This window comes from Sulfitobacter sp. IGS-18 (assembly GCF_059628195.1).
Genome location: NZ_CM184556.1, coordinates 2,079,310 through 2,101,033, shown reverse-complemented (window position 1 = coordinate 2,101,033; position 21,724 = coordinate 2,079,310). Strand labels below are relative to the sequence as shown.

The following is a 21,724-nucleotide window of genomic DNA, read 5'->3' as shown; positions in this document are numbered from 1 at the left end:
GCCCAGGGAAAGGATGATGACTTTGGACATCGTGAAAGAGCAGGACAACGTCAAGGAAGGCGTCGATCAGGATACCGTCGATGCGGTGCGCGAAGTGGGCGGCAAGTACAAACATGGCTGGTCCACCGACATCGAGATGGATTACGCGCCCAAGGGGCTGTCGCCCGACATCGTGCGGCTGATTTCCGAAAAGAACGAAGAGCCGCAGTGGATGACCGACTGGCGGCTGGAAGCCTATGACCGCTGGCTGACCAAGACGGAACCCACATGGGCGATGGTGGATTATCCTGAAATCGATTTTCAGGATCAGTTCTATTATGCCCGGCCCAAGAGCATGGCCGAAAAGCCCAAGTCGCTGGACGACGTGGATCCCAAGCTGCTGGAAACCTACAAGAAACTTGGCATTCCGCTGAAAGAGCAGATGATCCTTGCGGGGGTCGAGGGGGCAGAGGATGCGCCCGCCGAGGGCCGCAAGGTGGCTGTGGATGCGGTGTTTGATTCCGTCTCCGTCGGCACGACCTTCCAGGCGGAACTGAAGAAGGCGGGCGTGATCTTTTGTTCGATCTCGGAAGCGATCCGCGAACATCCCGAGCTGGTGAAGAAATACCTCGGCTCGGTTGTGCCGGTGTCGGACAATTTCTATGCCACGCTGAACTCGGCGGTGTTTTCCGACGGCTCGTTTGTCTATGTGCCGCCGGGGGTGCGCTGCCCGATGGAACTGAGCACCTATTTCCGCATCAATGCCGAGAATACCGGCCAGTTCGAACGCACGCTGATCATCGCCGACAAGGGGTCTTACGTGTCCTACCTCGAAGGCTGCACCGCGCCGCAGCGCGATGAATCGCAGCTGCATGCCGCCGTGGTCGAGATCATCATCGAAGAAGACGCGGAGGTGAAATATTCCACCGTTCAGAACTGGTATCCCGGCGATGAGAACGGCAAGGGCGGGATCTATAACTTTGTCACCAAACGCGCCGATTGCCGGGGTGACCGGGCCAAGGTGATGTGGACGCAGGTCGAGACCGGATCGGCCGTGACCTGGAAATACCCGTCCTGCATCCTGCGCGGTGACGACAGCCAGGGCGAATTCTATTCCATCGCCATTGCCAACAACATGCAGCAGGCCGACACCGGGACCAAGATGATCCACCTGGGCAAGCGTACCAAGTCGCGGATCGTGTCCAAGGGGATTTCGGCGGGCAAGGCGCAGAACACCTATCGCGGGCTGGTGTCGATGCACCCCAAGGCCAAGGAATCGCGCAATTATACCCAGTGTGACAGCCTGTTGATCGGCGACAAGTGCGGGGCCCATACGGTGCCTTACATCGAGGTCAGGAACAACTCCTCCCGCGTGGAGCATGAGGCGACCACATCCAAGGTGGACGATGATCAGATGTTCTATTGCCGCTCGCGCGGGATGGACGAGGAGGAAGCCGTGGCACTGGTGGTCAACGGGTTCTGCAAGGACGTGCTGCAGGCGCTGCCGATGGAATTCGCCATGGAGGCGCAGGCGCTGGTGGCGATTTCGCTGGAAGGGTCCGTCGGCTGATGACAACCGGGGCGTCGGATATGCCCAAATCGGCCCTGCGGCAGCTGGGCGGACGGATCGCGTACCTGCGTTCCGTGACGGGGGTGGACCGTCTGCTGCGGATCGCGGATGTGGGGGCCAACCCGGTCAATGTGCCGGACTACAAGGAGCTGCTGGACATCGGCGGCTGTGAGGTCTGGGGATTCGAGCCGGAGCCGGAGGCCTTTGCCGCATTGCAGGCGCAGGCCGGACCCAACACACATTTCGTCCAGCGCGCCCTTGGCAAGACCGGGAGGGGTATGTTTTATCCCCATAAATCAACCGGTTTGGGGTCGTTGTTAAAGATGGACGAACGCTCGGTCACCTATCTGGGCCGGCCCGGCTGGTTTGCAAATCAGGGCGCGGGCGTGGAGATTGACCTGATTGCGCTGGATGACATTCCGCGCGATGAACTGCCGCGTCCGGATGTGCTGAAGATGGACATCCAGGGCAGCGAGTTGGATGTGCTGGAACATGGCCGTGACACGCTGAGCGCGGCGGTTGCGGTGATCCCCGAGGTCCGCTTTGCCCAGATGTACGCGAATGAGCCGATGTGGGCCGAGGTTGATCTGGAACTGCGCGATCAGGGGTTTGTCCTGCACAAGATGGCGGCGATCAAGTCGGTCCCGCTGGGCAACTCCATGCGCAGCGCGATGAAGACGGAACATTTCCGCAGCCAGATGCTGGATGGGGATGCCGTCTATATCCGCGACCCGCGCGACATGGATGAATGGCCCGAGGCACAGGTTGCGCAACTGGCGATCGCGGCGGCGGGGGTGTTTGGGTCTTATGATCTGGTGATTGCCTGCCTCGATCACCTTGCCACACGGGGCGTCCTTGCACCGGATGTGCCGAAAGATTTTTTCAACAAGCTACCGAAATGGATGAGAAAACCGGCATAAGCTGCTGATTTTCAAATGGATAAGGGCCGTGACGGCCAAGAAGGAGACGACGACATGCTGAGCATCAAGAACCTGCACGTGAAACTGGAAGAAGAGGACAAGCAGATCCTCAAAGGCGTTGATCTGGAGGTCGAGGCCGGCAAGGTCCATGCGATCATGGGGCCGAACGGCTCCGGCAAATCGACATTGTCCTATGTGCTGTCCGGCAAGGACGGCTATGAGGTGACCGAAGGATCCGCCACCCTGCTGGGGACAGATCTGCTGGACATGGAGCCCGAGGAGCGTGCGGCGGCGGGTCTGTTCCTGGCCTTCCAATATCCGGTCGAGATTCCCGGTGTGGGCAACATGACCTTCCTGCGCACGGCTGTGAATGCGCAGCGCAAGGCGCGGGGCGAAGAGGAAATGTCGGCTGCTGACTTCCTGAAAGTGGTGCGCGCCAAGGCCAAGGACCTCAAGATCGACGCGGAGATGCTGAAGCGCCCCGTCAATATGGGCTTCTCCGGCGGTGAGAAAAAGCGCAATGAAATCCTGCAGATGGCCATGCTGGAGCCGAAGATGTGCATCCTGGACGAGACCGATTCAGGTCTGGACGTGGATGCGATGAAACTGGTGGCCGAAGGCGTGAACGCGCTGCGCTCCGAAGGGCGTGGCTTCCTTGTCATCACCCATTATCAGCGCCTGCTGGATCACATCAAACCGGATGTCGTGCACATCATGGCCGATGGCCGCATCGTCAAGACCGGCGGCCCCGAGCTGGCGCTTGAGGTCGAGAACAATGGCTATGCCGATATCCTCGCAGAGGTGGCGTAATGGCCCAGGCTGCGGAAAAGACCAACCTGACGGACGCACGGATTGCGGCCCTGAGCATACCGGGCAGGGGCTGGTCGGTGCCGGCGCGTGAAGATGCGGTGAACCGCCTGCGGGCCATGGGGCTGCCGGAACGCCGGGATGAATACTGGAAATACACCCGCCCCGATACGCTGACCCAGGTCACGCCGGAACCGGCGGCGGTCTTTGAGAATGACGAGGCACCGCTGTTTGACGGCATGGACCGGGTGAAGATCGTCTTTGTCGACGGTGTCTTTGATGCCGAAGCCTCCGATGATCTGAGCCTTGAAGGCCTGCGGATCGAGCGGCTGGCAGAGGCGAACAGTGATCTGCACTGGGCGCGCGATCTGTACGGGACGCTGGAAACCAACGGGCAGACGCCCGTGGCCCGGCCCCTTGCGGCGCTGAACACGGCCTTTGCGACCGATGGCATTCTGATCCATGTGACCGGTGCGGCAAGCAAGCCGATCAGCATCGTTTATCGCCATGAATCAACCACTTCCGATGTGATCTTGCATCACCTCATCAAGCTGGACGCGGGGACCGAGCTGACGGTGCTCGAAAACGGACCGGCGGCGGCGCGGTTCAACAAGGTGATGGAAGTCGACGTGGGAGACGGTGCATCCTTTCATCATGTGCGCGCGCAGGGCCGCGACCATGAACGGCGCGCGGCCACGCATGTCTTTGCCCGGCTGGGTGCGGAATCGACCTTCAAGAGCTTCACGCTGACCGTCAACGGCGTCATGACGCGCAATGACTGCGTGATCGAACTGACCGGCGATGACGCCTCGGCGCATGTGGCCGGAGCCTGTGTGGGCGATGGGGCGTTTCACCATGACGACACGGTGTTCATCACCCATGACGCGGTGAATTGCGAAAGCCGCCAGGTGTTCAAGAAAGTGCTGCGCAACGGTGCGACCGGCGTGTTCCAGGGCAAGATCCTGGTCAAGGCAGGCGCGCAGAAAACCGACGGTTACCAGATCAGCCAATCGCTGTTGCTGGACGAGGACAGCCAGTTCCTCGCCAAACCGGAGCTTGAAATCTATGCCGATGACGTGGCCTGTTCGCATGGGTCCACCTCGGGTGCGATTGATGAGGATGCTTTGTTTTACCTGCGGTCGCGCGGGGTGCCGCAGGCCGAGGCCACGGATATGCTGACCCTGTCCTTCCTGGCCGAAGCGGTGGAAGAAATCGAAGCGGAGACCCTGCGGGACGAGATCAACACCCGTATGGCCGCCTGGCTGGGCCGTCGTCGCGGCTGATGGCGGCGACACGCGATATCGTGGCCACCTACCGGGGGCCGGGGCGTGTGGTGCGCCGGCTGCTGGGGCAGGGCACGCGCGAGGACCGGGCGCTGCTCTATCTGATGATCGGCTGCCTGCTGGTCTTTGTGGCACAGACCCCGCGTCTGGCGCGGCAGGCCTATGTCACCGGTGAGGATCTGGGCATGCTGATGGGCGGCACGCTGCTGGCGTGGCTGTTCATCGCGCCGCTGATCCTTTACGCCGTTGCCGCGCTGAGCCAGCTGGCCGGACGTGCCTTCGGGCGCGGTCCGGGGGGCTATGGCGCGCGGATCGCGCTGTTCTGGGCGCTGCTGGCGGCGGCCCCGGTGATGTTGCTTTGGGGGCTGACGGCGGGTTTTGTCGGCCCGGGGATCGAGATGAACCTGGTGGGGCTGGTCTGGCTGGGCGTCTTTGGATGGTTCTGGGCTGCCGGATACCGCGCCGCCATGGCGGAGCAGGCGGGATGAACCCGGCATTGGTAGAACTGGTGCGGACGACCCTGCGCGCCCCGCGTGACGCGGCAGGTCAGATCATGGCGCTGCGGCTGACGCGCGATGTGCTCTGGACGGCGCTGGCGCTGGTTGCTGTCGGCAATGCCGCCTTGCTTTTCGTGATATTCCAGACCTCCGATACCGAATTCCCCTTGCCGGGCTATGTTGAACGGCCCCTTGCGCTGTTTGTGATCATCGCCGGGATGATGGTGATCTATGTGCATGGCATGTATTGGGCCGGGCTGGCCCTGGGTGGGTCGGGATCGCTGGACGATGTGCTGGCGCTGGTGATCTGGTTCCAGGCCCTGCGCGCGCTGGCACAAGTTGCGATCATCGTGATGTCCTTTCTCCTGCCGGCGCTGGCGCTGTTGCTGTCACTGGCCGTTGCGGTCTGGGGGTTCTGGATCTTTCTGAATTTCGTGGCCGCTGCGCTGCATCTTGCCTCCATCTGGCAGGCATTTGCGGTGCTGGTCGCGGCGGCAGTCGGGCTGATAATCGGCCTTGGAATCCTGTTGACGTTAATCGGGCTGGGCGCCCAGGGAGTCACGTGATGTATGATGTAAACGCGGTCCGCCGGGATTTTCCGATCCTCGCGCGCGAGGTGAACGGCAAGCCGCTGGTCTATCTGGACAACGGCGCATCGGCGCAAAAGCCGCAGGTGGTGATCGATACGGTCACGAATGCCTATTCGATGGAATATGCCAATGTTCACAGGGGGTTGCATTATCTGTCCAACCTCGCGACAGACAAATACGAGGCGGTGCGTGGCACTGTGGCGCGGTTCCTGAATGCCGGCTCCGAGGATGAGATCGTGCTGAACTCCGGCACCACCGAGGGGATCAATCTGGTTGCCTATGGCTGGGCGATGCCACGCATGGAAGCGGGCGACGAGATCGTGCTGAGCGTGATGGAGCACCATGCCAATATCGTGCCCTGGCATTTCCTGCGCGAACGGCAGGGCGTGGTGCTGAAATGGGTGGATACCGACAGCACCGGCGCGCTGGACCCGCAGGCGGTGATTGATGCCATCGGCCCGCGGACCAAACTGGTGGCAGTCACGCAGCTGTCCAACGTGCTGGGCACCAAGGTGGATGTGAAGGCGATCACGGCGGCGGCCCATGCCAAGGGCGTGCCGGTGCTGGTCGATGGCTCGCAGGGGGCGGTGCATATGCCGGTCGATGTCCGCGACCTGGGCTGCGATTTCTACGCCATCACGGGCCACAAGCTTTATGGTCCCTCCGGGTCCGGCGCGATCTACATCCGCAAGGAGCGGATGGCCGAGATGCGCCCCTTCATCGGGGGCGGTGACATGATCCGCGAAGTCAGCAAGGAAAACGTGACCTATGCCGATCCGCCGATGAAGTTCGAGGCGGGGACGCCCGGCATCGTGCAGACCATCGGCCTGGGCGCCGCGCTGGATTACATGATGGCGCTTGGCATGGAGAATATTGCCGCCCATGAAGATCACCTGCGCGACTATGCGGTTTCCAAACTGTCCGGGCTGAACTGGTTGCAACTGCAGGGCACGACGCCGGACAAGGCCGCGATCTTCAGCTTTTCGCTGGATGGGGCGGCCCATGCCCATGACATATCGACCATTCTGGACAAAAAGGGCGTCGCGGTGCGGGCAGGGCACCATTGTGCGGGGCCGTTGATGGATCACCTTGGCCTGACCGCGACCTGCCGGGCCTCATTCGGCCTTTATAACACCACGCAGGAAGTCGATGTGCTGGTCGAGGCGCTTGAACTGGCTCATGATCTGTTTGCCTGATCTCGGGGGCTGACCCCCGAGACCGGATCTTGCCGGATCAATCGGCCGGGGTATTGGCCTTCCATGCCGCTTCGGTCGGACCGCAGCGCAGGTGCTTGGCGTATTCCACGTCGCCATAGTGCTTTTCGACAAAGGCGATGATGCCTGCCAGCACGCTGTGGTTGCCACCGAACCCGTGCCAGGGTTTGAAATGCGGCAGGTGATAGAAGCTCGCCTTGTCCCGCTTGAGCAGGTTTGCGAACACCCCGGCAACCAGGTTGCCACCGACGCCGGTCAGCTTGCCTGCGCCAAAGTCCTCGGCTTCCTGCAGACAGTAGAACCACAGCGGGGTTTTCCTGAAGCCCTTGTCCTTGAGGGGGGCGGGCACTGGGGGCCGCTTGCTCACCTTGAAATGATCCGCCGCCATCTGGCCGCTGGCCAGCTCATAGGTATAGCGGTCGCGGATCATGTTGCGCAGGGCCAGGTTGCGGGACTGGTCCAGCGTCAGGGTGTGGTCGATGTCCTTCAGGTGGATGGGATCATGCACGAAGGGCAGGTTGAGCAGCGGCAGACCCAGCCCGGTGCCGACGGGACGCGCGTGCTGATGGGCCGAGCCGCCCTTCATGCGGAACATCACGTCATATTCCATATTGGCGCTTTCGGGCCGCGGGCCGAACCCCAGGGTCGAGAACAGGCCCATCGGTTCGTCCCCCTTGCGCAGCTTGTACTGGAACTGCGTTGTCGCATGGCCAAAGCGGTAAGCCGCACCGGTGAATTCCACCGGCATGACCGGCGCCATCGGCGGCAGCAGATCGCCCTGCCAGGCCGCTTTCAGGCAAGCCTGATCGACAAAGGACGGCAGCAGTTCGTTCCAGACAATGTACTGATAATGCAGCCGGATAAAGCGGCGGACCTGTTCGAAGTCTTCCAGCGAGGGGACAACATGGTCTTTCCAGACCTCCGGCTCCATGCCCGCCATGGCGCAGGCCTTGATGTCCCTGGCCTTGTCGCCGTCCTCCTTGCGGTAGGTCATCAGGATGTTGTGCAGGCGGATGAAAATGCTCTGGATCTGCGCCACGATCACATTCTCGTCGTTGCGCGGATCGCCGATCAATGCCTTGCCGGCACAGGTGCGCGCGAGATCAAGGTGGTTTTCCTCGCGGCCGAACATCAGGAATTGTTCGGCTGCCCCGTTGCCATAGAGATGCGGCGAGGCTTCGGGCCCCGCGCCATAGACGCAGTCAAGGTCCAGGTTGGGGGTGCGCACATTCGTGATGGTGGCAGGGTCGATGCGCGACCCCAATGCGCTGGTGGCATCCAGCGTGATGTCATGGTCGACGAATTGTCCGAGAAAGGTCATCCCGGCCTCTGCCGGGCCATCGGTCTGTTCGTCCTTGCCCATGGTCACGGAAAGGTCCGTCAGCGCGTCGATCACATCGGCATGGCTGATGTTCTCGATATGCACCGGGTTGCGTTTGAGCATCCGGTCCAGCACGCGGGGAAAGACGGCATTGGGGCCGTTGCCCTCAAGGCAGGTCTTGGCAAGTTGGTCGAGACGCGACAGCCCGTGATATTGCTTGGTCATGATAATCTCCATTTCTTTGAAAAAAAATTTGGTACTGAAGGCTACTGGCTAACAGATTCCCTTATTGCGGGTATCTTGATGCATGACCGCCCCGTCGCATAAGTCCGGAAAACCATACCCGGAGGCATTGCGGGGGCCGGATGGCTTATGTATAGGAGCATCTGTGAACCAGCTCTTCGGCCAGAGCATTGCCTTCGGATGGCAGATGCGAAGGGGCCGGGGGGACAAAGAGGAGAAGAAAAGGATTATCGGAACGGGATTTGCGAGGCCCTCTTTCTGATCTTTCAACTCGCGAAAAGTTCACGTAAGCATTGCCACAGCATTGCGACACGGTAAGCACCCATAGCTCAGCTGGATAGAGCGCTGCCCTCCGAAGGCAGAGGCCTCAGGTTCGAATCCTGATGGGTGCGCCATACCTCTTCCACCGGTTTCAACTCCTTTGACAACTTGCAGCGAAAGGCCGTTGCCGGTTTCAGCGCTGCGGTCTGGTGGCGTCTTTCGGCTGGTCAGCAGAAATGAGAAGTTGGAGGGTTCCCCGCGGGGAACCCAACGCATTGTTAATAAAGGTTTTTGCTTGGTTGGTGCCGCGCGCAGGGGGCGAGAGAGACCCTTGCTGAAGGGGTTCAGGATAGATCTGAAATACTTGTTCGCTGCCTCTTTCTGTGGTCCTATGCGTTACGCGATGCCTGATGTTTCAGGACGTTCGTCAGACGCAGTCTTCACCTTCTACATGACGCTTGAAATTGTTCAGGATCGCCTGCCAGCCGTCCCGTTGCATGTCGACCGGATTCTGGTCTTCGGCATCGAAGGTTGTCGTGACTTTCGTCTTTCCGTTCTCAACCTCGAATGTCGTGCGTGCCTTGCGGCCGTCGCTCATGGCCAGGGTCAGCGCCTTGTTCGGTTCGACCTCTTCATAAACCGCGTCGAAATCGAAACCGAAACTGCCGTCCTTTGCTTCCATGCGCGCCGAATATGCACCGCCGACTTTCAGATCGGCGCTGGCGCTTGGGCAGCACCAGTCGTCAGAGGCGAAGTTCCATTGCGTGATGTCGGCGGGGGTCGAATATGCCTGCCATACACGTGCGACCGGCGCGTCGATCACGGTGTCGATGGTGATTTTCTGTGTGCTCATAAGCCTATCCTCTGTGCTGAGCCTTCTTTATCGAAACGGTTGATCACCGGACCCGCGATGCCTTGGCGACGGGCGACATTGTTCCAAAGCCTGATCTATGGCTCCGCGCATGTCGATGATGTGACAGGTTATCGTCCCGGTTACGTCAGACCTCCACAACCGGTATGAACCCGCCATAAATCAGCCGTGCGCCATCGAAGGGCATCGGGTTCTTTTCCGGGTTCATGCGCGGATCGGCGTTTTCCGGATGTTCCATCCAGTCCTTCATCTTGTCAAAGGCCGCATCGCGGGTTTGCTTGTCGGGCCATTCGATCCAGGAAAAGACAACAGTCTCATCCTCCTTTGCCTGAACGGCCTTGCGAAAATCGGTGAGCTTGCCATCGGGCAGATCGTCGCCCCAGCATTCCAGGATGCGCGTGGCGCCGAGATCCTTGAAAACGCTGTCGCCGAGTTTGGCGTGGTCGATGAATTTCTGCTTGTTCGCCGTCGGCACGGCGATCACGAAACCGTCTATGTAGCCCATCTTGTCACTCCCTGAATATGATGGTTCCTGGGTTTAAGTCTTGCCTGCGCGCGTGGCTCAGGCTCTTGCTCAGATCAAGGCAATGGAAGTCGATATCGAGCGCGACATGGCGCGCAGGTTTTGTACGAGTTCATCGCCGCGGCGTAGTAGAGTTTCATCCTAGGACTCCCATGCGCACTGCGTTAAGCGACGGCGGCTTCGAGCGCCGCAATGTCGATCTTTGTCATTGTCATCATCGCTCCGAATGCACGTTTGGCCCTTTCCTTGTCGGTGCTTGTTGTCAGGTCGAGCAGCAATCGCGGTGTGATCTGCCAGGAATGGCCCCAACGGTCCTTGCACCAGCCGCAGGCGCTTTCCCGTCCGCCGTTGGATACGATGGCGTTCCAGTAGCGGTCGGTCTCTTCCTGGGTTTCGGTCACGACCATGAAGCTGACGGCCTCGTTGGGTTTGAAGTTCGGACCACCGTTCAGCCCGACGCATTTGCGGCCAAGCACAGTGAATTCGACGGTCAGTTCATTCCCGGCCTTGCCGCCCGGAAAGTCATCCGGCGCGGTGTTCACGCGGTCCACGCGGCTGTCCGGAAAGGTGGCGGCATAAAACTCCGCCGCCTTTTTCGCTTCGCCGTGGTCGTACCACATGCAGGTGACAAGTTCGGTCATGACGATGCTCCCTGCGCCTTGCTGCCTGCAAACATCAGCATCCAGGGCGTTCCGTATTTGTCGGTGAACATGGCAAATCGTTCGGCCCAGAATGTTTCGTCGGGTTCCATTTCGACGCGCGCCGCATCCTTGGCAAGCGCGTCGTAGATGCGGTCGAAATCCGCCAGCGACCTTGGCGAGATCGAGATGCGGAAGCCCTGCGGCTTGTCATACATCTCGTCGTTGTTGTCAGAGGCCATGACCAGGGCGCTGCCCAGCTTCATGGCCATGTTCATCACCATGTCGTCGCCGCCGGGCATGCGGTTTTCGGGGGTCGGGGCATCGGCGTTGCGGAAAACACCGGTGATTTCACCGCCCAGCACCTCGGCATAATGGCTCATCGCCTCCAGGCAGTTTCCTTTGAAGAAGAGATAGATTGCAGGTTCCATGTCTTGGGTCCTCCCTTGATCCTGAAGTATTGTTGTAATTGTCCGGCATCACTCAACCGGCAGTGCTGCTGTTGAAAAAGTCGCGTTGGGCGTCATGGGTCCGCGTGCCCGGCCCGTGCCGCCATCGGGCGCGCGTTCGAAGATGGTGATGTTTGGTCTGGCGTGTACGCGCGTTGATTGGCGAGATGTGTCAGTCATATGCGTCGTGCCTTCGCCACTGTTGGTAGGGCTTGGTCTGCGGTGTTCCCTTGGAGGACGTCTGGCCTATCGCTGCGTGGTGCCCTCCCGAACAGGAGCAGCAGATAGCGTTGCAGATGATCGACGCTGTCGCGCGCGATGGTGCGGTCGCCCGTCGCCTTGGCCAGAATGAAGGCGCCCTGCAGCACGGCCTGGGTGTGGGCGGCAAGGCTCGCCGGTGTCCAGTCTGCCGCAATTCCATGCGCTTTCATGGCCGCTTCGATATCCGGTTCCAGCGTGGCGGCGTGGCCGAAGATGCTCGCCGCACAGGCATCGCGGATCGCCGGATGCGAGAGATAGACCTCCTGCGTCATCGTGCCGACAAGACAGGTGAACTCGGCAAGATCGCCTTCGATGATCTCCTTGCGGAACGCGACATAGGCAAGCAGCCTGTCGAGTGGATCGTCGTGGTCGTGATAGGGTGCTTCGGCGAAGAACGCCGATGTCGTCTCAGCCCAGAAAGCGGCGGCAGCGACGCCCAGCGCTTCCTTGTTTTCGAAATGATGGAAAAACGCGCCCTTGGTCACGCCAGCCGACTTGCAGAGGTCATCAAGCGTGGTGGCCGCGAAACCCTGGGACCGGATCACGTCTCGTGCCGCTTCAAGCAGCCTGGTGCGGGCGTCGCCGCGTTCGGGATTTTGTTTGGTTGGTCTTGGCATGGGTATATAAATACCATCCGGTCGGTATCTATGTCAAGATGTCCGATATGATGGGTGCTGACGGGTGCAATGAGCGGAGATTTTTGCGAGCCGTACAAAGGGTAATGGGCGGGACACAGGCGACGCCCGGCCCAAGCCGGGCAGGGGGCAGGCGCCACCCAAACGGGCGGCCCGCCCGGACAATCCCGGCAACTCGGCAGGTGTGTCCCGGCTTTGCTTCAGGGCATCGGTGATCGAGGCCTGAGCAAAGCCCGAACCACGGCTTGACCGTCAGTCTTCGACAATCGACAGGTCGAACGCCGCCATGTCTTCGGGCTCTGCAATGACATTCATGCCCGTGATTCTGTCGCCAGCAATGTCGAGGCGCAGCAGAAGAAGAAGCTGACCGCCGGGGACGACGGCAACGTCCATCACATTGTCCACCAGTGCCGGTCTGGCCGCCTGGGCGCTGCCCTTGAAGAATGCGGCAACCGCCGGAGCGCCGCGCAGTTCTGCATGTCCGCCGAGTTTCACGGCAACCGCATCTCCGCGCAGGACCACATCGGGATCGAGCATTGTCATCAAAGCATCGAAATCACCCCCGCGTGCAGCGGCAAGAAAGGCATCCACCACTTCGCGCCGGCGGGCATTGTCGACCCTGTCGGCGGTCTGTGCGCCCTGCACCCGGCGCCGCGCGCGGCTGGCAAGCTGCCGGGTTGCATCCGGCGAACGCCCGACAATCCCTGCGATGTCGTCAAACGGGACGGCGAAAACATCATGCAGTACAAAAGCGACCCGCTCGCCCGGTGTCAGGGTCTCAAGCACGGTCAGCATGGCCAGACCGACGGAATCGGCCATGGCAAGTTCTTCTTCGGGGGTGGCATTTGTCGCCGTCAACGAGGGGTCTGGCCGAAGCGTGTTGTCCAGCATCCCGTCCAGCGATTCTTCCTGGCGCGATTTCCGGGTGCGCAGCATGTCCAGACACAGCCGGCCCACCACGGTGGTAAGCCAGCCGCCAAGATTGGCGATACTGTCCGGTTCGGAGCGGTTGAGCCGAAGCCAGGCTTCCTGAACCGCATCCTCCGCCTCGGCCCGGGAGCCAAGCATGCGGTAGGCAACCGCGTTCAGCCGCGCCCGGTGGGCCTCGAATTCGTCCAACAAAAATTTTTTGCCACGCATTGTCACATTCCTTGTTTGCGTTCCGTCATGCTTATGACGAACGGTTCAGGCCCGATGTGACAGCGGGCGGCCGCTATGTCATCGCACCGGGCCCAAGACCCCGGGAACCTGAACAGATAGGAAGAAACCATGCTCGATAAAGTTGAAACCATGCAAGCCCGGATGAAGCATCCGGTCCTCGTTCTGCCCGAAGCCATGAAAGCGCTGCTGGCGCTTGGCAAGGCCGCCACCGCCGACGGGCTTCCGGCGGTGACCTGCTACCTCGTTCATCTGCGTGCCAGCCAGATCAATGGCTGCAGCTTTTGTGTGGACATGCATGCGCAGGAGATCAAGAACGCTGGCGAGGATGACAAACGCATCCATACCGTGGCCGCCTGGCGCGAGGCCCCCTGGTTTACCGATGCGGAACGGGTCGCCCTTGCCCTCACGGAGGAACTGACCCGCCTCGCGGATCGCCCCGAAGCGGTTTCCGATGAGCTGTGGTCGGAAGTGGCCCGGCATTACGACAAACCCGCACGGGCGGCACTGCTGCTGCAGATCGCGCAGATCAACGTCTGGAACCGCCTCAACGCCGGGATCCGGCAGGTGGCGGGCGTGCGCTGGTACTAAGATAGCAACGGCGCAAAAAGACGCGGGGGAAGATTGCCGTCTTCCCCCGTGACGGCAGGCCGCAAGGTGCCGCCGGGTCTGTCGGGTGATCAAGCGGGGGCATAGACCAGCCGCAGCACGTTATCGCCAATCCGCTCATGCGACAGCAGGGTGAGGGGCGGCCGGGCACCCGCGAAATAACCCGTGCCATGGCCAAGCACCACGGGATGAAGGTACATCCGGTATTCGTCAATCAGCCCCAGTTCGGTCAGGCTTTGTGCCAGGGTCGGACCGGCAACTTCGATCTCTCCGGCGTGTTCTGCCTTGATCCGCCGCACCGCGCCTTCCAGGTCATCCCCGACAAGGGTCGCATTGGGGCCGACCGTTTCCAGTGTCCGTGAGACAACCCATTTCCGCTGTTTCCGCCAGGCCGCCGCAAACGCCGCGCCCTCCGGTTCCCAGTCTTCGTGGTCCTCATCCCAATAGCGCATGATTTCATAGATGTTGCGACCATAGATGCTGCCCAGCTGACCCTCGGCCTCTTCGATGAAATGACGAAAAAGACAGGGGTCCGGCGCAAACCGCTCATGGTCGACATAGCCGTCCAGTGACACATTCATTCCGAATACGAGCTTTGCCATGCCCTTGCTCCCTCCTTGTGATGATCGGCTATTTCAGGGGCCAGACTTCGACGACGCCATGGGCGACGGCACAGGGAACCTGCGCGACCTTGTCGATGGCCTCTGCCAGGCTGGCGGCCTCGATCACCGCGAAACCTGCAACCGGAAGGTCGGAGGACATGAATGCACCTTCGCGCGTTGTCACGCCGGAGGCATTCGGATTGCGGACCTGGACCGGTGTCCCGGCAATCCCGACCAAAGCGCCTTCGGAAACCAGTCTGGCGTCCTGCGCATGTGCGGCCTCCCTGACGGCCTGAGGCGTGCGGTCATAGCCGTCCTGATCGCCATATCCGATGGTGATGAATTTGGGCATGATGCGAAGGTCTTTCCTATCTTGCGAGCACGATGTGGGTCGCCGCCTCGGTCGCGGCAGTTTCAGTGACGGAAAAGCCAAGCGCCGGCAGGTCAATCCCTGCGAACAGCGCCTCGCCCCGGCCCAGGACCACCGGCGAGATGGCAAGGTGAATCTCGTCGACAAGACCTGCCTGAAGATATTGCCGCACCGTCGAGACGCCGCCGCCGATCTTGACGTTTTGTTCCCCGGCCACCGCCTTCGCTTGTTCAAGCGCGGCCGCGATCCCCTCGGTGACGAAGTGAAAGACGGTGCCGCCCTCCATCTCGACAGGGTCGCGCGGATATTGGGTGAGGATGAAGGTCGGGGCGTGATACGGGGGATTGTCGCCCCACCAGCCTTTCCAGCTGTCATCCGGCCAGTCACCACGGATGGGACCGAACATGTTGCGGCCCAGGATGAAGGCACCGAAGCCTACCATTGAGCGGGTCGCGTAATCGTTGTCGACGCCCCGCGAGCCGCCATCCTTGCCCAGCATTGTGTGAAACATGCTGGTTTCGATCATCCAGGTATGCAGCGTCTCGCCGCCCTTGCCGAGCGGGTTCTCAAGGCTTTGGTCCGGCCCGGCGCCATAGCCGTCGATGGAAAGCGAAAACCCCGAAACGATTACCTTGGTCATGACTGCGTCCTTGCTGTTGGAAGATTGTTTGCTCTGACTTAGGCCCGGCCCGGCTGGGCGAGGACAACGGTATTGTTGTCAGGGTCGACAAGCTTCACGAGACTGGTTGAGGTCGCTGGTTCAACCGGGCCGGGCGCAAGACCGGCCTCATTCAGGCGCTGGCGTTCGTCGCGCAGGCCCTCGACGATAAGGGTGAGAGTGCCATGACCGGCATCTTTCTTGTTCTCGAATAGCTGCAGGCCAGCATCGTCGCCATGATGCCATTCGGCAAGACCGTCCATCGGTCGGTCATCAGGCCCGCGTGCGAACAGTTTTTCGAACCAAGGCAGGCTTTGGCTCAGGTCGGAACAGCTTAGTTGGGCGTAGAACTTGACTATAGGCATCTTTGCCTTCCTTTCTGTATGTGTTTTGCAAGCAGTTGTGAATTACCAGAACCGTATGTATATTGCAAGCAGTTTACGGAGGCCCCACATGGACAAACCTATCCGCTCCGGTTGCCCGATCAACCTGACGCTTGAAACGCTGGGCGACCGCTGGAGCCTGATTGTCATCCGCGACATCATGTTCGGCAACCGCCGGCACTATCGCGACCTGCTCAACAATTCCGAGGAAGGCATCGCCTCGAACATCCTGGCGGACCGGCTGAAGAAGCTGACTGAATCGGGTCTGCTCTCCACCAGTCCGGACCCGTCGCACAAGCAAAAGACGGTCTACAGCCTGACGGAACCCGCGATCCAGCTGGTGCCGCTGCTTGCGCAGATGGGCGCATGGGGTCGGCGCTTTACGCCGGTCACGCGGGAACTGTCGATCCGCGCGCAGCTTCTGGAAGAGGGCGGTCCCGAGATGTGGGAGGCGTTCATGGCGGAATTGCGGAGCCTGCATCTTGGCGCGGCACCGCCGGCGCGTTCGGTGATTGCGGAATTGACCGAAGCCTATCTGGCGGCACTTGCCGAATGACAGCGGACTGCCGCGCAGATCGCAGCGTGACAAGAATTCCATACGTTTTCGAGCGATGGGATGGCAGGATGTCCGTAAAATAAGGCGAGCAAGAATCTTCAAACAAGATGAGCAAGAAAAGGATATCGCCATGCCCAACACGGTCCGTCTGCACCGCGTCATCGCCGCCAAACCCGAAAAGGTCTATCGGGCCTTTCTGGAACCCGACGCCGTGGCCAGCTGGCTGCCGCCCTATGGGTTTCTCTGCACGGTCCACGAACTGACGCCCGAGGTCGGCGGGACGCACCGCATGTCATTCCGCAATTTCACGACCGGTGACAGCCATTCATTCGGCGGCGAATACAAGGAGTTGGTTCCGGGTCCGCGGCTGGTCTACAGCGACCGGTTCGACGATCCAAACCTGCCCGGCGAGATGACGATCACCGTCGACCTGAAGGCTGTCTCTGTCGGCACGGAAATGTCCGTCGTGCAGGACGGCGTTCCGGAGGTGATCCCGCTCGAAGCCTGCTATCTGGGCTGGCAGGACAGCCTGCGGAAGCTGGCAAAGCTCGTGGAACCGGAGATCAACCAGTAAGGTGCCCGAGGCTGGTGCTGCCGTCGTGGTGCCGGGCTGCGTCAGAACATGCCCATGTTCAGCCCAGCACCCATAGCCGCGCCAAGGTCACGGCACAGGGCAAGGTCCTTCTCCGGTATTGTCTTTTCCGCCAGGATTTCCTCGGGCGTCTGGGCATTGGTGCAGATGATGATGGGCGCTTGAACCTCTTTCAGGCGCCAGCCCTGGGCGATGCGGGCGGTCTGGCGCTTGGCGTTCTCCCCGTCTGACCCGGCACAGATCATCTGCGCATAGGGGCGGCCCTCGATCCGGCCCAGCACCGGGTAATAGCAGCGGTCAAAGAAATCCTTCATCACACCTGCAATCGCCGCGAGATTCTCCGGGCCGCAGAAGATGTAGCCGGCAGCGGCCAGCAGATCCTCCGGGCCTGCTTCGGCGGCGGTCAGCAGGGTGGTGGGCGTCTCGGCCTGCGCCGCCTCTGCCGCCGCTTCGGCCATCTGCCTGCTGCCGCCGGTTTTTGAATGATAGACCACAAGGAGCTTTGTCATCGAATGCCTGTCTGACCGCGGGTTCGGGTGCTGAGGCGCTGCATGCCGCCCCGGCCCAAGGGTTGTCCGACAGGGCGGTGGGCGCAACCGGAAAACTGCCGGAGGCAGCGCGCCGGTCGGTCCCGGGCGGCTTCGACGCCTGCGTGAGCCGGGGCATCAGGTGCGGCACCGCACGCATGTGCCTTGTTTTTGAGCATATTGCCGCCTGCGACGATGTTTTGTGCAAAGCAGCCGTTCGGAATTCATGTGCAAGATTGCCAGGTGGCCGGTTTGTCATATGTTTTACCCATGAAATCAAAAGTCTTTCCCTTCGATGAAATGCTTTCAGACGCCGGTGCGCGTGCCCCATATGATTATTACGATGCGTGGTTTGCGGCCCAGGACAACCAGCGCCTTGCGCAAAAGGCGGCCGAGGCCGAGGCGTTTTTTCGCCGGACGGGAATCACCTTCAATGTCTATGGTCAGACGGATGCCGAGGAACGTCTGATCCCCTTCGATCTGATCCCCCGCATCCTGTCGAGCCGGGAGTGGACCAAGCTGTCGCGCGGGATCGAACAGCGGGTGGCGGCGCTGAATGCCTTTCTGCATGACATCTACAACCGCCAGGAAATCCTGCGCGCAGGGATCATCCCGACGGAACTGATCGCGCGCAACGACGCCTTCCTGCCGCAGATGATCGACTTTACCCCGCCGGGCGGCGTCTACACCCATATCGTCGGCACCGACGTGGTGCGCACCGGGGAGGACGATTTCTTTGTCCTGGAGGACAATGCGCGCACGCCTTCCGGGGTCAGCTATATGCTGGAAAACCGCGAGACCATGTTGCAGATGTTCCCGGAACTCTTCAGCACGATCCGCGTGCAGCCGGTCAGCGACTATCCCAAGAACCTGCGCCGCGCGCTTGAGGCAACGGCCCCGGCTTCCTGCACCGGCCGGCCCTGCGTGGCGGTGCTGACGCCGGGCATCTTCAACTCCGCCTATTACGAGCATAGTTTCCTTGCCGATCAGATGGGCGTGGAACTGGTGGAAGGGCACGACCTGCGGGTTGTGGATGGCCATATCACCATGCGCACCACCCAGGGCTACAAGGTGATCGACGTGCTCTACCGCCGGGTCGATGACGCATTCCTCGATCCGCTGACCTTCAACCCCAGTTCCATGCTGGGTGTGCCGGGGATCATGGATGTCTACCGTGCGGGCAATATCACCATTGCCAATGCGCCCGGCACCGGCGTTGCGGATGACAAGGCGATATACAGCTACATGCCTGACATCGTTGAATTCTACACCGGTGAACGGGCGATCCTGAAGAACGTGGAAACGCACCGCTGCTCGGAACCCGACAGCCTGAATTACGTGCTGGACAACCTTGCCGATCTGGTAGTGAAGGAGGTCCATGGTTCGGGCGGTTACGGGATGCTGGTGGGGCCTGCCGCCAGCAAAAAGGAAATCGCCGCTTTTGCCGAAAAACTGCGTGCGCGGCCAAACAATTATATCGCGCAGCCAACGCTGGCGCTCTCCACGGTGCCGATCTTTACCGAAAGCGGTCTGGCCCCGCGCCACGTGGACCTGCGCCCCTTTGCGCTGGTCTCGCCCAAGGGGATCAACATCACGCCGGGCGGCCTGACACGGGTCGCGCTGCAGGCGGGGTCGTTGGTGGTGAACTCCAGCCAGGGCGGCGGCACCAAAGACACCTGGGTTCTGGACGACTGATATGCTGGGAAAGACTGCGGGTGGATTGTACTGGATGTTTCGTTACCTTGAGCGGGCCGAAAACATCGCCAGACTGGTGGAGGCGGGGTTCCGCATCGCGCTGACCCGTTCCAACGACGCGGAGGCCGAATGGAAATCGGTGATCGTCACCTCGGCCAGTCAGGACACCTACGAGGCACATCATGAGGGTTATGACAGCAGCCAGGTGATCAATTTCCTGCTGCGCGAGGCGCATAACCCCAGTTCGGTCCTGTCGATCATCAAGGCCGCCCGCGACAATGCGCGGCTGACACGCACCGCGCTGACCACCGAGGTCTGGTATGCGGTCAACGACACCTGGATGATGTTTTCCGAGCTGTTGAAGAACCCCGTGCCGGAAACCGAGGTGCCCCGGGTGCTCTCCGTGATCCGGCAGCAGGCGGCGCTGGTGCGCGGCGCACTGCATGGGACAATGCTGCGCAACGACATCTATGACTTCTGCAGTCTTGGCATTGCAATCGAACGGATGGACAGCACCGCGCGCATCATCGACGTGAAATATTATTCATTGCTGCCGTCGCCCTCCTTTGTCGGCAGCCGGCTGGACAACGTGCAATGGGAAACCGTCTTGCGCTCCGTTTCGGCGCACCGGTCCTTCCGCTGGGCGGTGGAAGACGACTTTACCGCCCCCGCCATCGCGAATTTCCTGATCCTCGATTCCAGGATGCCAAGGTCATTGAATTTCTGCGCCAGCCAGATCGCCGCGAACCTGGGCCTGCTGGCAGAGGAATACCAGATGCGCAAACCCTCCAACGACCTGGCCGAAGAACTGCTGGCGCGTCTCAAGGGCCGTGACATCGGGTCGATCTTTGACGAAGGTTTGCACGAATTCGTCGAGACGGTGATCGACGACACGGCCCGGCTTGCCTGGCAGATCGAGCAGGATTACAGGTTCAACGGATAGATGCAGATCCAGATCAGCCATACCACCGAGTATCTTTACACCGCGCCGGTCAGCTACGCGCTGCAAAAGGTGCGCCTGCGTCCGCTCTCCTCTGCGGTGCAGGAGGTCATTGACTGGAACATCGTGGTCAAGGGCGGCAAGGTCGAGAACCAGTATCTTGACCATTATGGCAACCATGTCGATCTGGTCAGCCTCGACCCCGGCGGGCAGGCGCTGTCGATCATGGCCTCCGGCACGGTGGAGACCAAAAACGCCAGTGGCGTGCTGGGCCAGGTCTATACCCGCGCGCCGCTGTGGCACTTCAGGGAGCCGACCCTTTCGACGGAACCGGGCCCTGAAATCCGCGATATCTCTGGCATATTGAAAGGCTATGACAATCCGCTGGACGGGCTGCACGGGCTGTCCGCCGCGATCCTGGAACGGGTGCCATATGTGCTGGGCAACACCCACAGCCACACCACCGCCGAAGAGGCGCTGACCGGCGGTGGCGGCGGGGTCTGTCAGGACCATGCGCAGATCTTCATCTCTGCCGCGCGGGTTGCGGGCATCCCGGCGCGCTATGTCAGCGGCTACCTGATGATGAACGACCGGGTGGATCAGGATGCCACCCACGCCTGGGCAGAGGCGCATGTGGACGGGCTGGGCTGGGTCGGTTTCGACATCTCCAACGGCTATTCGCCGGACGAACGCTATGTGCGCATCGCCATCGGGCGCGACGCACGCGACGCCTCGCCGATCGAAGGGCTGCGGCTGGGGTCGGCAGAGGAAGAATTGATTGTATCTTTGCAGGTGCAGCAGTAATTCTGGGCTGAACCTCGTAATCGGAAAATCGGATGACGTATTGCATCGGGATGCGGATCAACAAGGGTCTGGTCTTCATGTCGGATACCCGCACCAGCGCGGGTGTCGATAATTTTGCAACCAGCAAAAAGATGTTCACCTGGTCCACGCCGGGCGAACGGGCCATCACGATCATGACCGCAGGCAACCTGGCCACCACCCAGGCGATGATCAGCCTGCTGGAGGAACGCTCCAAGTCGCCCGAGGACCGCGACCCGAGCATCCTGCGCCAGCCCACCATGTTTCAGGTGGCGCGGCTGGTGGGGGCGACCCTCAAGGAAGTGATCGTGGATAGTTCACCCACCGGGCAGACTTCCGACGACCAGTTTGCCGCCTCGGTCATCGTGGGCGGCCAGATCGGGGAGGGGCCGCCGACCGTGTTCCTGGTCTACCCCCAGGGCAATTTCATCGAGATCACCGACGATACGCCTTTCTTCCAGATCGGAGAGACGAAATACGGCAAACCGATCCTCGTGCGGGCCTATGACCGGAACATGAGCTTTGAAGAGGCGATCAAGCTGTTGCTGGTTTCATTCGATTCGACGGTGAAATCGAACCTGTCGGTGGGGCTGCCCTTCGACCTGATGGTGTATGAGACCGATTCCTTCGACACATCGCGGCAAAAGCGCGTGGGCAAGGATGATCCTGTCTATCAATCCATCTCCACCGGCTGGGGCGACGCGCTGCGCGATGCCTTCCAGCTGCTGCCCAGCTATTCGGTCTGACGGG

At 61.0% G+C, this 21,724-nt stretch carries 26 protein-coding genes and 1 tRNA gene; 15 read left to right on the top strand and 12 right to left on the bottom strand.

The window, feature by feature from the left end; translation table 11 throughout:
- The first annotated feature begins 13 nt into the window (after positions 1 to 13).
- Genes sufB through ACWNZ3_RS10145 form a run of 7 tightly spaced genes read left to right on the top strand, consistent with a single transcriptional unit; the run spans position 14 to position 6,842 of the window.
- A complete protein-coding gene (gene sufB, locus ACWNZ3_RS10175) occupies positions 14 to 1,549 on the top strand; it encodes a Fe-S cluster assembly protein SufB (RefSeq protein WP_496899878.1) in 1,536 nt (511 codons plus the stop codon).
- Positions 1,549 to 2,469, top strand: coding sequence for an FkbM family methyltransferase (locus tag ACWNZ3_RS10170; RefSeq protein ID WP_496899877.1), 921 nt, complete (start codon positions 1,549 to 1,551; stop codon positions 2,467 to 2,469). The genes sufB and ACWNZ3_RS10170 overlap by 1 nt, the downstream gene beginning before the upstream one ends.
- Before the next feature lie 54 nt (positions 2,470 to 2,523).
- The gene (gene sufC, locus ACWNZ3_RS10165; RefSeq protein WP_269362007.1) at positions 2,524 to 3,279 is read left to right on the top strand and encodes a Fe-S cluster assembly ATPase SufC; all 756 of its coding nucleotides are present in this window, start codon (positions 2,524 to 2,526) and stop codon (positions 3,277 to 3,279) included.
- Positions 3,279 to 4,559: a Fe-S cluster assembly protein SufD gene (gene sufD / locus ACWNZ3_RS10160; RefSeq protein WP_496899876.1), complete on the top strand. Its 1,281-nt coding sequence runs from the start codon at positions 3,279 to 3,281 to the stop codon at positions 4,557 to 4,559. Before sufC ends, sufD begins: the two co-directional genes overlap by 1 nt.
- Positions 4,559 to 5,047, top strand: a complete 489-nt coding sequence (locus tag ACWNZ3_RS10155) for a YIP1 family protein (RefSeq protein ID WP_496899875.1) — start codon at positions 4,559 to 4,561, stop codon at positions 5,045 to 5,047. The genes sufD and ACWNZ3_RS10155 overlap by 1 nt, the downstream gene beginning before the upstream one ends.
- A complete protein-coding gene (locus ACWNZ3_RS10150) occupies positions 5,044 to 5,622 on the top strand; it encodes a YIP1 family protein (RefSeq protein ID WP_274575585.1) in 579 nt (192 codons plus the stop codon). The genes ACWNZ3_RS10155 and ACWNZ3_RS10150 overlap by 4 nt, the downstream gene beginning before the upstream one ends.
- A complete protein-coding gene (locus tag ACWNZ3_RS10145) occupies positions 5,622 to 6,842 on the top strand; it encodes a cysteine desulfurase (RefSeq protein ID WP_496899874.1) in 1,221 nt (406 codons plus the stop codon). Before ACWNZ3_RS10150 ends, ACWNZ3_RS10145 begins: the two co-directional genes overlap by 1 nt.
- A 37-nt stretch (positions 6,843 to 6,879) precedes the next feature.
- Here the strand turns inward: ACWNZ3_RS10145 and ACWNZ3_RS10140 are convergent, their stop codons facing one another.
- Complete coding sequence (locus ACWNZ3_RS10140; RefSeq protein ID WP_496899873.1) at positions 6,880 to 8,406, bottom strand: peroxidase family protein; 1,527 nt, start codon at positions 8,404 to 8,406, stop codon at positions 6,880 to 6,882.
- 336 nt (positions 8,407 to 8,742) lie between these two features.
- Between ACWNZ3_RS10140 and ACWNZ3_RS10135 the strand changes: the two genes are divergently transcribed.
- A tRNA-Arg gene (locus ACWNZ3_RS10135) sits at positions 8,743 to 8,819 on the top strand.
- Positions 8,820 to 9,112: 293 nt separating this feature from the next.
- On the opposite strand, the gene ACWNZ3_RS10130 is transcribed toward ACWNZ3_RS10135, so the two are convergent.
- The 6 genes from ACWNZ3_RS10130 to ACWNZ3_RS10105 form a co-directional block, all read right to left on the bottom strand.
- Positions 9,113 to 9,538: an SRPBCC family protein gene (locus ACWNZ3_RS10130; protein ID WP_269362017.1), complete on the bottom strand. Its 426-nt coding sequence runs from the start codon at positions 9,536 to 9,538 to the stop codon at positions 9,113 to 9,115.
- A gap of 145 nt (positions 9,539 to 9,683) precedes the next feature.
- The gene (locus tag ACWNZ3_RS10125; RefSeq protein WP_496899872.1) at positions 9,684 to 10,061 is read right to left on the bottom strand and encodes a DUF1428 domain-containing protein; all 378 of its coding nucleotides are present in this window, start codon (positions 10,059 to 10,061) and stop codon (positions 9,684 to 9,686) included.
- Between the two features lie 182 nt (positions 10,062 to 10,243).
- Positions 10,244 to 10,720, bottom strand: a complete 477-nt coding sequence (locus tag ACWNZ3_RS10120) for a VOC family protein (RefSeq protein ID WP_496899871.1) — start codon at positions 10,718 to 10,720, stop codon at positions 10,244 to 10,246.
- Positions 10,717 to 11,148, bottom strand: coding sequence for a VOC family protein (locus ACWNZ3_RS10115; RefSeq protein ID WP_496899870.1), 432 nt, complete (start codon positions 11,146 to 11,148; stop codon positions 10,717 to 10,719). Before ACWNZ3_RS10115 ends, ACWNZ3_RS10120 begins: the two co-directional genes overlap by 4 nt.
- A gap of 194 nt (positions 11,149 to 11,342) precedes the next feature.
- Positions 11,343 to 12,044, bottom strand: a complete 702-nt coding sequence (locus tag ACWNZ3_RS10110; protein WP_496899869.1) for a TetR/AcrR family transcriptional regulator — start codon at positions 12,042 to 12,044, stop codon at positions 11,343 to 11,345.
- Positions 12,045 to 12,314: 270 nt separating this feature from the next.
- Positions 12,315 to 13,202, bottom strand: coding sequence for a sigma-70 family RNA polymerase sigma factor (locus tag ACWNZ3_RS10105; RefSeq protein ID WP_496899868.1), 888 nt, complete (start codon positions 13,200 to 13,202; stop codon positions 12,315 to 12,317).
- 129 nt (positions 13,203 to 13,331) lie between these two features.
- Here ACWNZ3_RS10105 and ACWNZ3_RS10100 point away from each other — a divergent pair, with 129 nt between their 5' ends.
- Positions 13,332 to 13,811, top strand: a complete 480-nt coding sequence (locus tag ACWNZ3_RS10100; RefSeq protein ID WP_496899867.1) for a carboxymuconolactone decarboxylase family protein — start codon at positions 13,332 to 13,334, stop codon at positions 13,809 to 13,811.
- A gap of 89 nt (positions 13,812 to 13,900) precedes the next feature.
- Here ACWNZ3_RS10100 and ACWNZ3_RS10095 read toward each other — a convergent pair whose 3' ends face one another.
- The 4 genes from ACWNZ3_RS10095 to ACWNZ3_RS10080 are packed head-to-tail and all read right to left on the bottom strand — an operon-like array spanning position 13,901 to position 15,824.
- Complete coding sequence (locus ACWNZ3_RS10095; protein ID WP_496899866.1) at positions 13,901 to 14,431, bottom strand: dihydrofolate reductase family protein; 531 nt, start codon at positions 14,429 to 14,431, stop codon at positions 13,901 to 13,903.
- Positions 14,432 to 14,459: 28 nt separating this feature from the next.
- Positions 14,460 to 14,783 carry a YciI family protein gene (locus ACWNZ3_RS10090; protein ID WP_496899865.1) on the bottom strand — a complete coding sequence of 108 codons (324 nt, stop codon included), beginning with the start codon at positions 14,781 to 14,783 and terminating at the stop codon, positions 14,460 to 14,462.
- A gap of 16 nt (positions 14,784 to 14,799) precedes the next feature.
- Positions 14,800 to 15,441: a dihydrofolate reductase family protein gene (locus ACWNZ3_RS10085; RefSeq protein ID WP_496899864.1), complete on the bottom strand. Its 642-nt coding sequence runs from the start codon at positions 15,439 to 15,441 to the stop codon at positions 14,800 to 14,802.
- 38 nt (positions 15,442 to 15,479) lie between these two features.
- Positions 15,480 to 15,824, bottom strand: coding sequence for a VOC family protein (locus tag ACWNZ3_RS10080; RefSeq protein WP_274575661.1), 345 nt, complete (start codon positions 15,822 to 15,824; stop codon positions 15,480 to 15,482).
- Between the two features lie 88 nt (positions 15,825 to 15,912).
- Here ACWNZ3_RS10080 and ACWNZ3_RS10075 point away from each other — a divergent pair, with 88 nt between their 5' ends.
- Together ACWNZ3_RS10075 and ACWNZ3_RS10070 are read left to right on the top strand one after the other, a co-directional pair.
- The gene (locus ACWNZ3_RS10075) at positions 15,913 to 16,398 is read left to right on the top strand and encodes a winged helix-turn-helix transcriptional regulator (RefSeq protein WP_114277186.1); all 486 of its coding nucleotides are present in this window, start codon (positions 15,913 to 15,915) and stop codon (positions 16,396 to 16,398) included.
- A 130-nt stretch (positions 16,399 to 16,528) separates the two neighbouring features.
- Positions 16,529 to 16,972: an SRPBCC family protein gene (locus ACWNZ3_RS10070; RefSeq protein ID WP_496899863.1), complete on the top strand. Its 444-nt coding sequence runs from the start codon at positions 16,529 to 16,531 to the stop codon at positions 16,970 to 16,972.
- A gap of 41 nt (positions 16,973 to 17,013) precedes the next feature.
- Here the strand turns inward: ACWNZ3_RS10070 and ACWNZ3_RS10065 are convergent, their stop codons facing one another.
- A complete protein-coding gene (locus tag ACWNZ3_RS10065; RefSeq protein ID WP_496899862.1) occupies positions 17,014 to 17,499 on the bottom strand; it encodes a flavodoxin family protein in 486 nt (161 codons plus the stop codon).
- A gap of 288 nt (positions 17,500 to 17,787) precedes the next feature.
- Here ACWNZ3_RS10065 and ACWNZ3_RS10060 point away from each other — a divergent pair, with 288 nt between their 5' ends.
- From ACWNZ3_RS10060 to ACWNZ3_RS10045, 4 genes are read left to right on the top strand one after another with little or no spacing between them, the layout of a single operon-like run.
- The gene (locus ACWNZ3_RS10060; protein WP_496899861.1) at positions 17,788 to 19,212 is read left to right on the top strand and encodes a circularly permuted type 2 ATP-grasp protein; all 1,425 of its coding nucleotides are present in this window, start codon (positions 17,788 to 17,790) and stop codon (positions 19,210 to 19,212) included.
- Position 19,213: 1 nt separating this feature from the next.
- Positions 19,214 to 20,155, top strand: a complete 942-nt coding sequence (locus ACWNZ3_RS10055; RefSeq protein ID WP_274575666.1) for an alpha-E domain-containing protein — start codon at positions 19,214 to 19,216, stop codon at positions 20,153 to 20,155.
- Positions 20,156 to 20,956 carry a transglutaminase family protein gene (locus ACWNZ3_RS10050; RefSeq protein ID WP_274575667.1) on the top strand — a complete coding sequence of 267 codons (801 nt, stop codon included), beginning with the start codon at positions 20,156 to 20,158 and terminating at the stop codon, positions 20,954 to 20,956. It abuts the gene before it with no gap.
- Positions 20,957 to 20,988: 32 nt separating this feature from the next.
- Positions 20,989 to 21,720 (top strand): proteasome-type protease, encoded by a 732-nt coding sequence (locus ACWNZ3_RS10045; protein WP_269362048.1) that lies wholly within the window; start codon positions 20,989 to 20,991, stop codon positions 21,718 to 21,720.
- The last annotated feature ends 4 nt before the right edge of the window (positions 21,721 to 21,724 follow it).

What these genes read in the sequence shown, in the direction of transcription:
- sufB (WP_496899878.1), top strand. Translation starts at nt 14, where the DNA reads ATGATGACTTTGGACATCGTGAAAGAGCAGGACAACGTCAAGGAAGGC.
- ACWNZ3_RS10170 (WP_496899877.1), top strand. Translation starts at nt 1,549, where the DNA reads ATGACAACCGGGGCGTCGGATATGCCCAAATCGGCCCTGCGGCAGCTG.
- sufC (WP_269362007.1), top strand. Translation starts at nt 2,524, where the DNA reads ATGCTGAGCATCAAGAACCTGCACGTGAAACTGGAAGAAGAGGACAAG.
- sufD (WP_496899876.1), top strand. Translation starts at nt 3,279, where the DNA reads ATGGCCCAGGCTGCGGAAAAGACCAACCTGACGGACGCACGGATTGCG.
- ACWNZ3_RS10155 (WP_496899875.1), top strand. Translation starts at nt 4,559, where the DNA reads ATGGCGGCGACACGCGATATCGTGGCCACCTACCGGGGGCCGGGGCGT.
- ACWNZ3_RS10150 (WP_274575585.1), top strand. Translation starts at nt 5,044, where the DNA reads ATGAACCCGGCATTGGTAGAACTGGTGCGGACGACCCTGCGCGCCCCG.
- ACWNZ3_RS10145 (WP_496899874.1), top strand. Translation starts at nt 5,622, where the DNA reads ATGTATGATGTAAACGCGGTCCGCCGGGATTTTCCGATCCTCGCGCGC.
- ACWNZ3_RS10140 (WP_496899873.1), bottom strand. Translation starts at nt 8,406, where the DNA reads ATGACCAAGCAATATCACGGGCTGTCGCGTCTCGACCAACTTGCCAAG.
- ACWNZ3_RS10130 (WP_269362017.1), bottom strand. Translation starts at nt 9,538, where the DNA reads ATGAGCACACAGAAAATCACCATCGACACCGTGATCGACGCGCCGGTC.
- ACWNZ3_RS10125 (WP_496899872.1), bottom strand. Translation starts at nt 10,061, where the DNA reads ATGGGCTACATAGACGGTTTCGTGATCGCCGTGCCGACGGCGAACAAG.
- ACWNZ3_RS10120 (WP_496899871.1), bottom strand. Translation starts at nt 10,720, where the DNA reads ATGACCGAACTTGTCACCTGCATGTGGTACGACCACGGCGAAGCGAAA.
- ACWNZ3_RS10115 (WP_496899870.1), bottom strand. Translation starts at nt 11,148, where the DNA reads ATGGAACCTGCAATCTATCTCTTCTTCAAAGGAAACTGCCTGGAGGCG.
- ACWNZ3_RS10110 (WP_496899869.1), bottom strand. Translation starts at nt 12,044, where the DNA reads ATGCCAAGACCAACCAAACAAAATCCCGAACGCGGCGACGCCCGCACC.
- ACWNZ3_RS10105 (WP_496899868.1), bottom strand. Translation starts at nt 13,202, where the DNA reads ATGCGTGGCAAAAAATTTTTGTTGGACGAATTCGAGGCCCACCGGGCG.
- ACWNZ3_RS10100 (WP_496899867.1), top strand. Translation starts at nt 13,332, where the DNA reads ATGCTCGATAAAGTTGAAACCATGCAAGCCCGGATGAAGCATCCGGTC.
- ACWNZ3_RS10095 (WP_496899866.1), bottom strand. Translation starts at nt 14,431, where the DNA reads ATGGCAAAGCTCGTATTCGGAATGAATGTGTCACTGGACGGCTATGTC.
- ACWNZ3_RS10090 (WP_496899865.1), bottom strand. Translation starts at nt 14,783, where the DNA reads ATGCCCAAATTCATCACCATCGGATATGGCGATCAGGACGGCTATGAC.
- ACWNZ3_RS10085 (WP_496899864.1), bottom strand. Translation starts at nt 15,441, where the DNA reads ATGACCAAGGTAATCGTTTCGGGGTTTTCGCTTTCCATCGACGGCTAT.
- ACWNZ3_RS10080 (WP_274575661.1), bottom strand. Translation starts at nt 15,824, where the DNA reads ATGCCTATAGTCAAGTTCTACGCCCAACTAAGCTGTTCCGACCTGAGC.
- ACWNZ3_RS10075 (WP_114277186.1), top strand. Translation starts at nt 15,913, where the DNA reads ATGGACAAACCTATCCGCTCCGGTTGCCCGATCAACCTGACGCTTGAA.
- ACWNZ3_RS10070 (WP_496899863.1), top strand. Translation starts at nt 16,529, where the DNA reads ATGCCCAACACGGTCCGTCTGCACCGCGTCATCGCCGCCAAACCCGAA.
- ACWNZ3_RS10065 (WP_496899862.1), bottom strand. Translation starts at nt 17,499, where the DNA reads ATGACAAAGCTCCTTGTGGTCTATCATTCAAAAACCGGCGGCAGCAGG.
- ACWNZ3_RS10060 (WP_496899861.1), top strand. Translation starts at nt 17,788, where the DNA reads ATGAAATCAAAAGTCTTTCCCTTCGATGAAATGCTTTCAGACGCCGGT.
- ACWNZ3_RS10055 (WP_274575666.1), top strand. Translation starts at nt 19,214, where the DNA reads ATGCTGGGAAAGACTGCGGGTGGATTGTACTGGATGTTTCGTTACCTT.
- ACWNZ3_RS10050 (WP_274575667.1), top strand. Translation starts at nt 20,156, where the DNA reads ATGCAGATCCAGATCAGCCATACCACCGAGTATCTTTACACCGCGCCG.
- ACWNZ3_RS10045 (WP_269362048.1), top strand. Translation starts at nt 20,989, where the DNA reads ATGACGTATTGCATCGGGATGCGGATCAACAAGGGTCTGGTCTTCATG.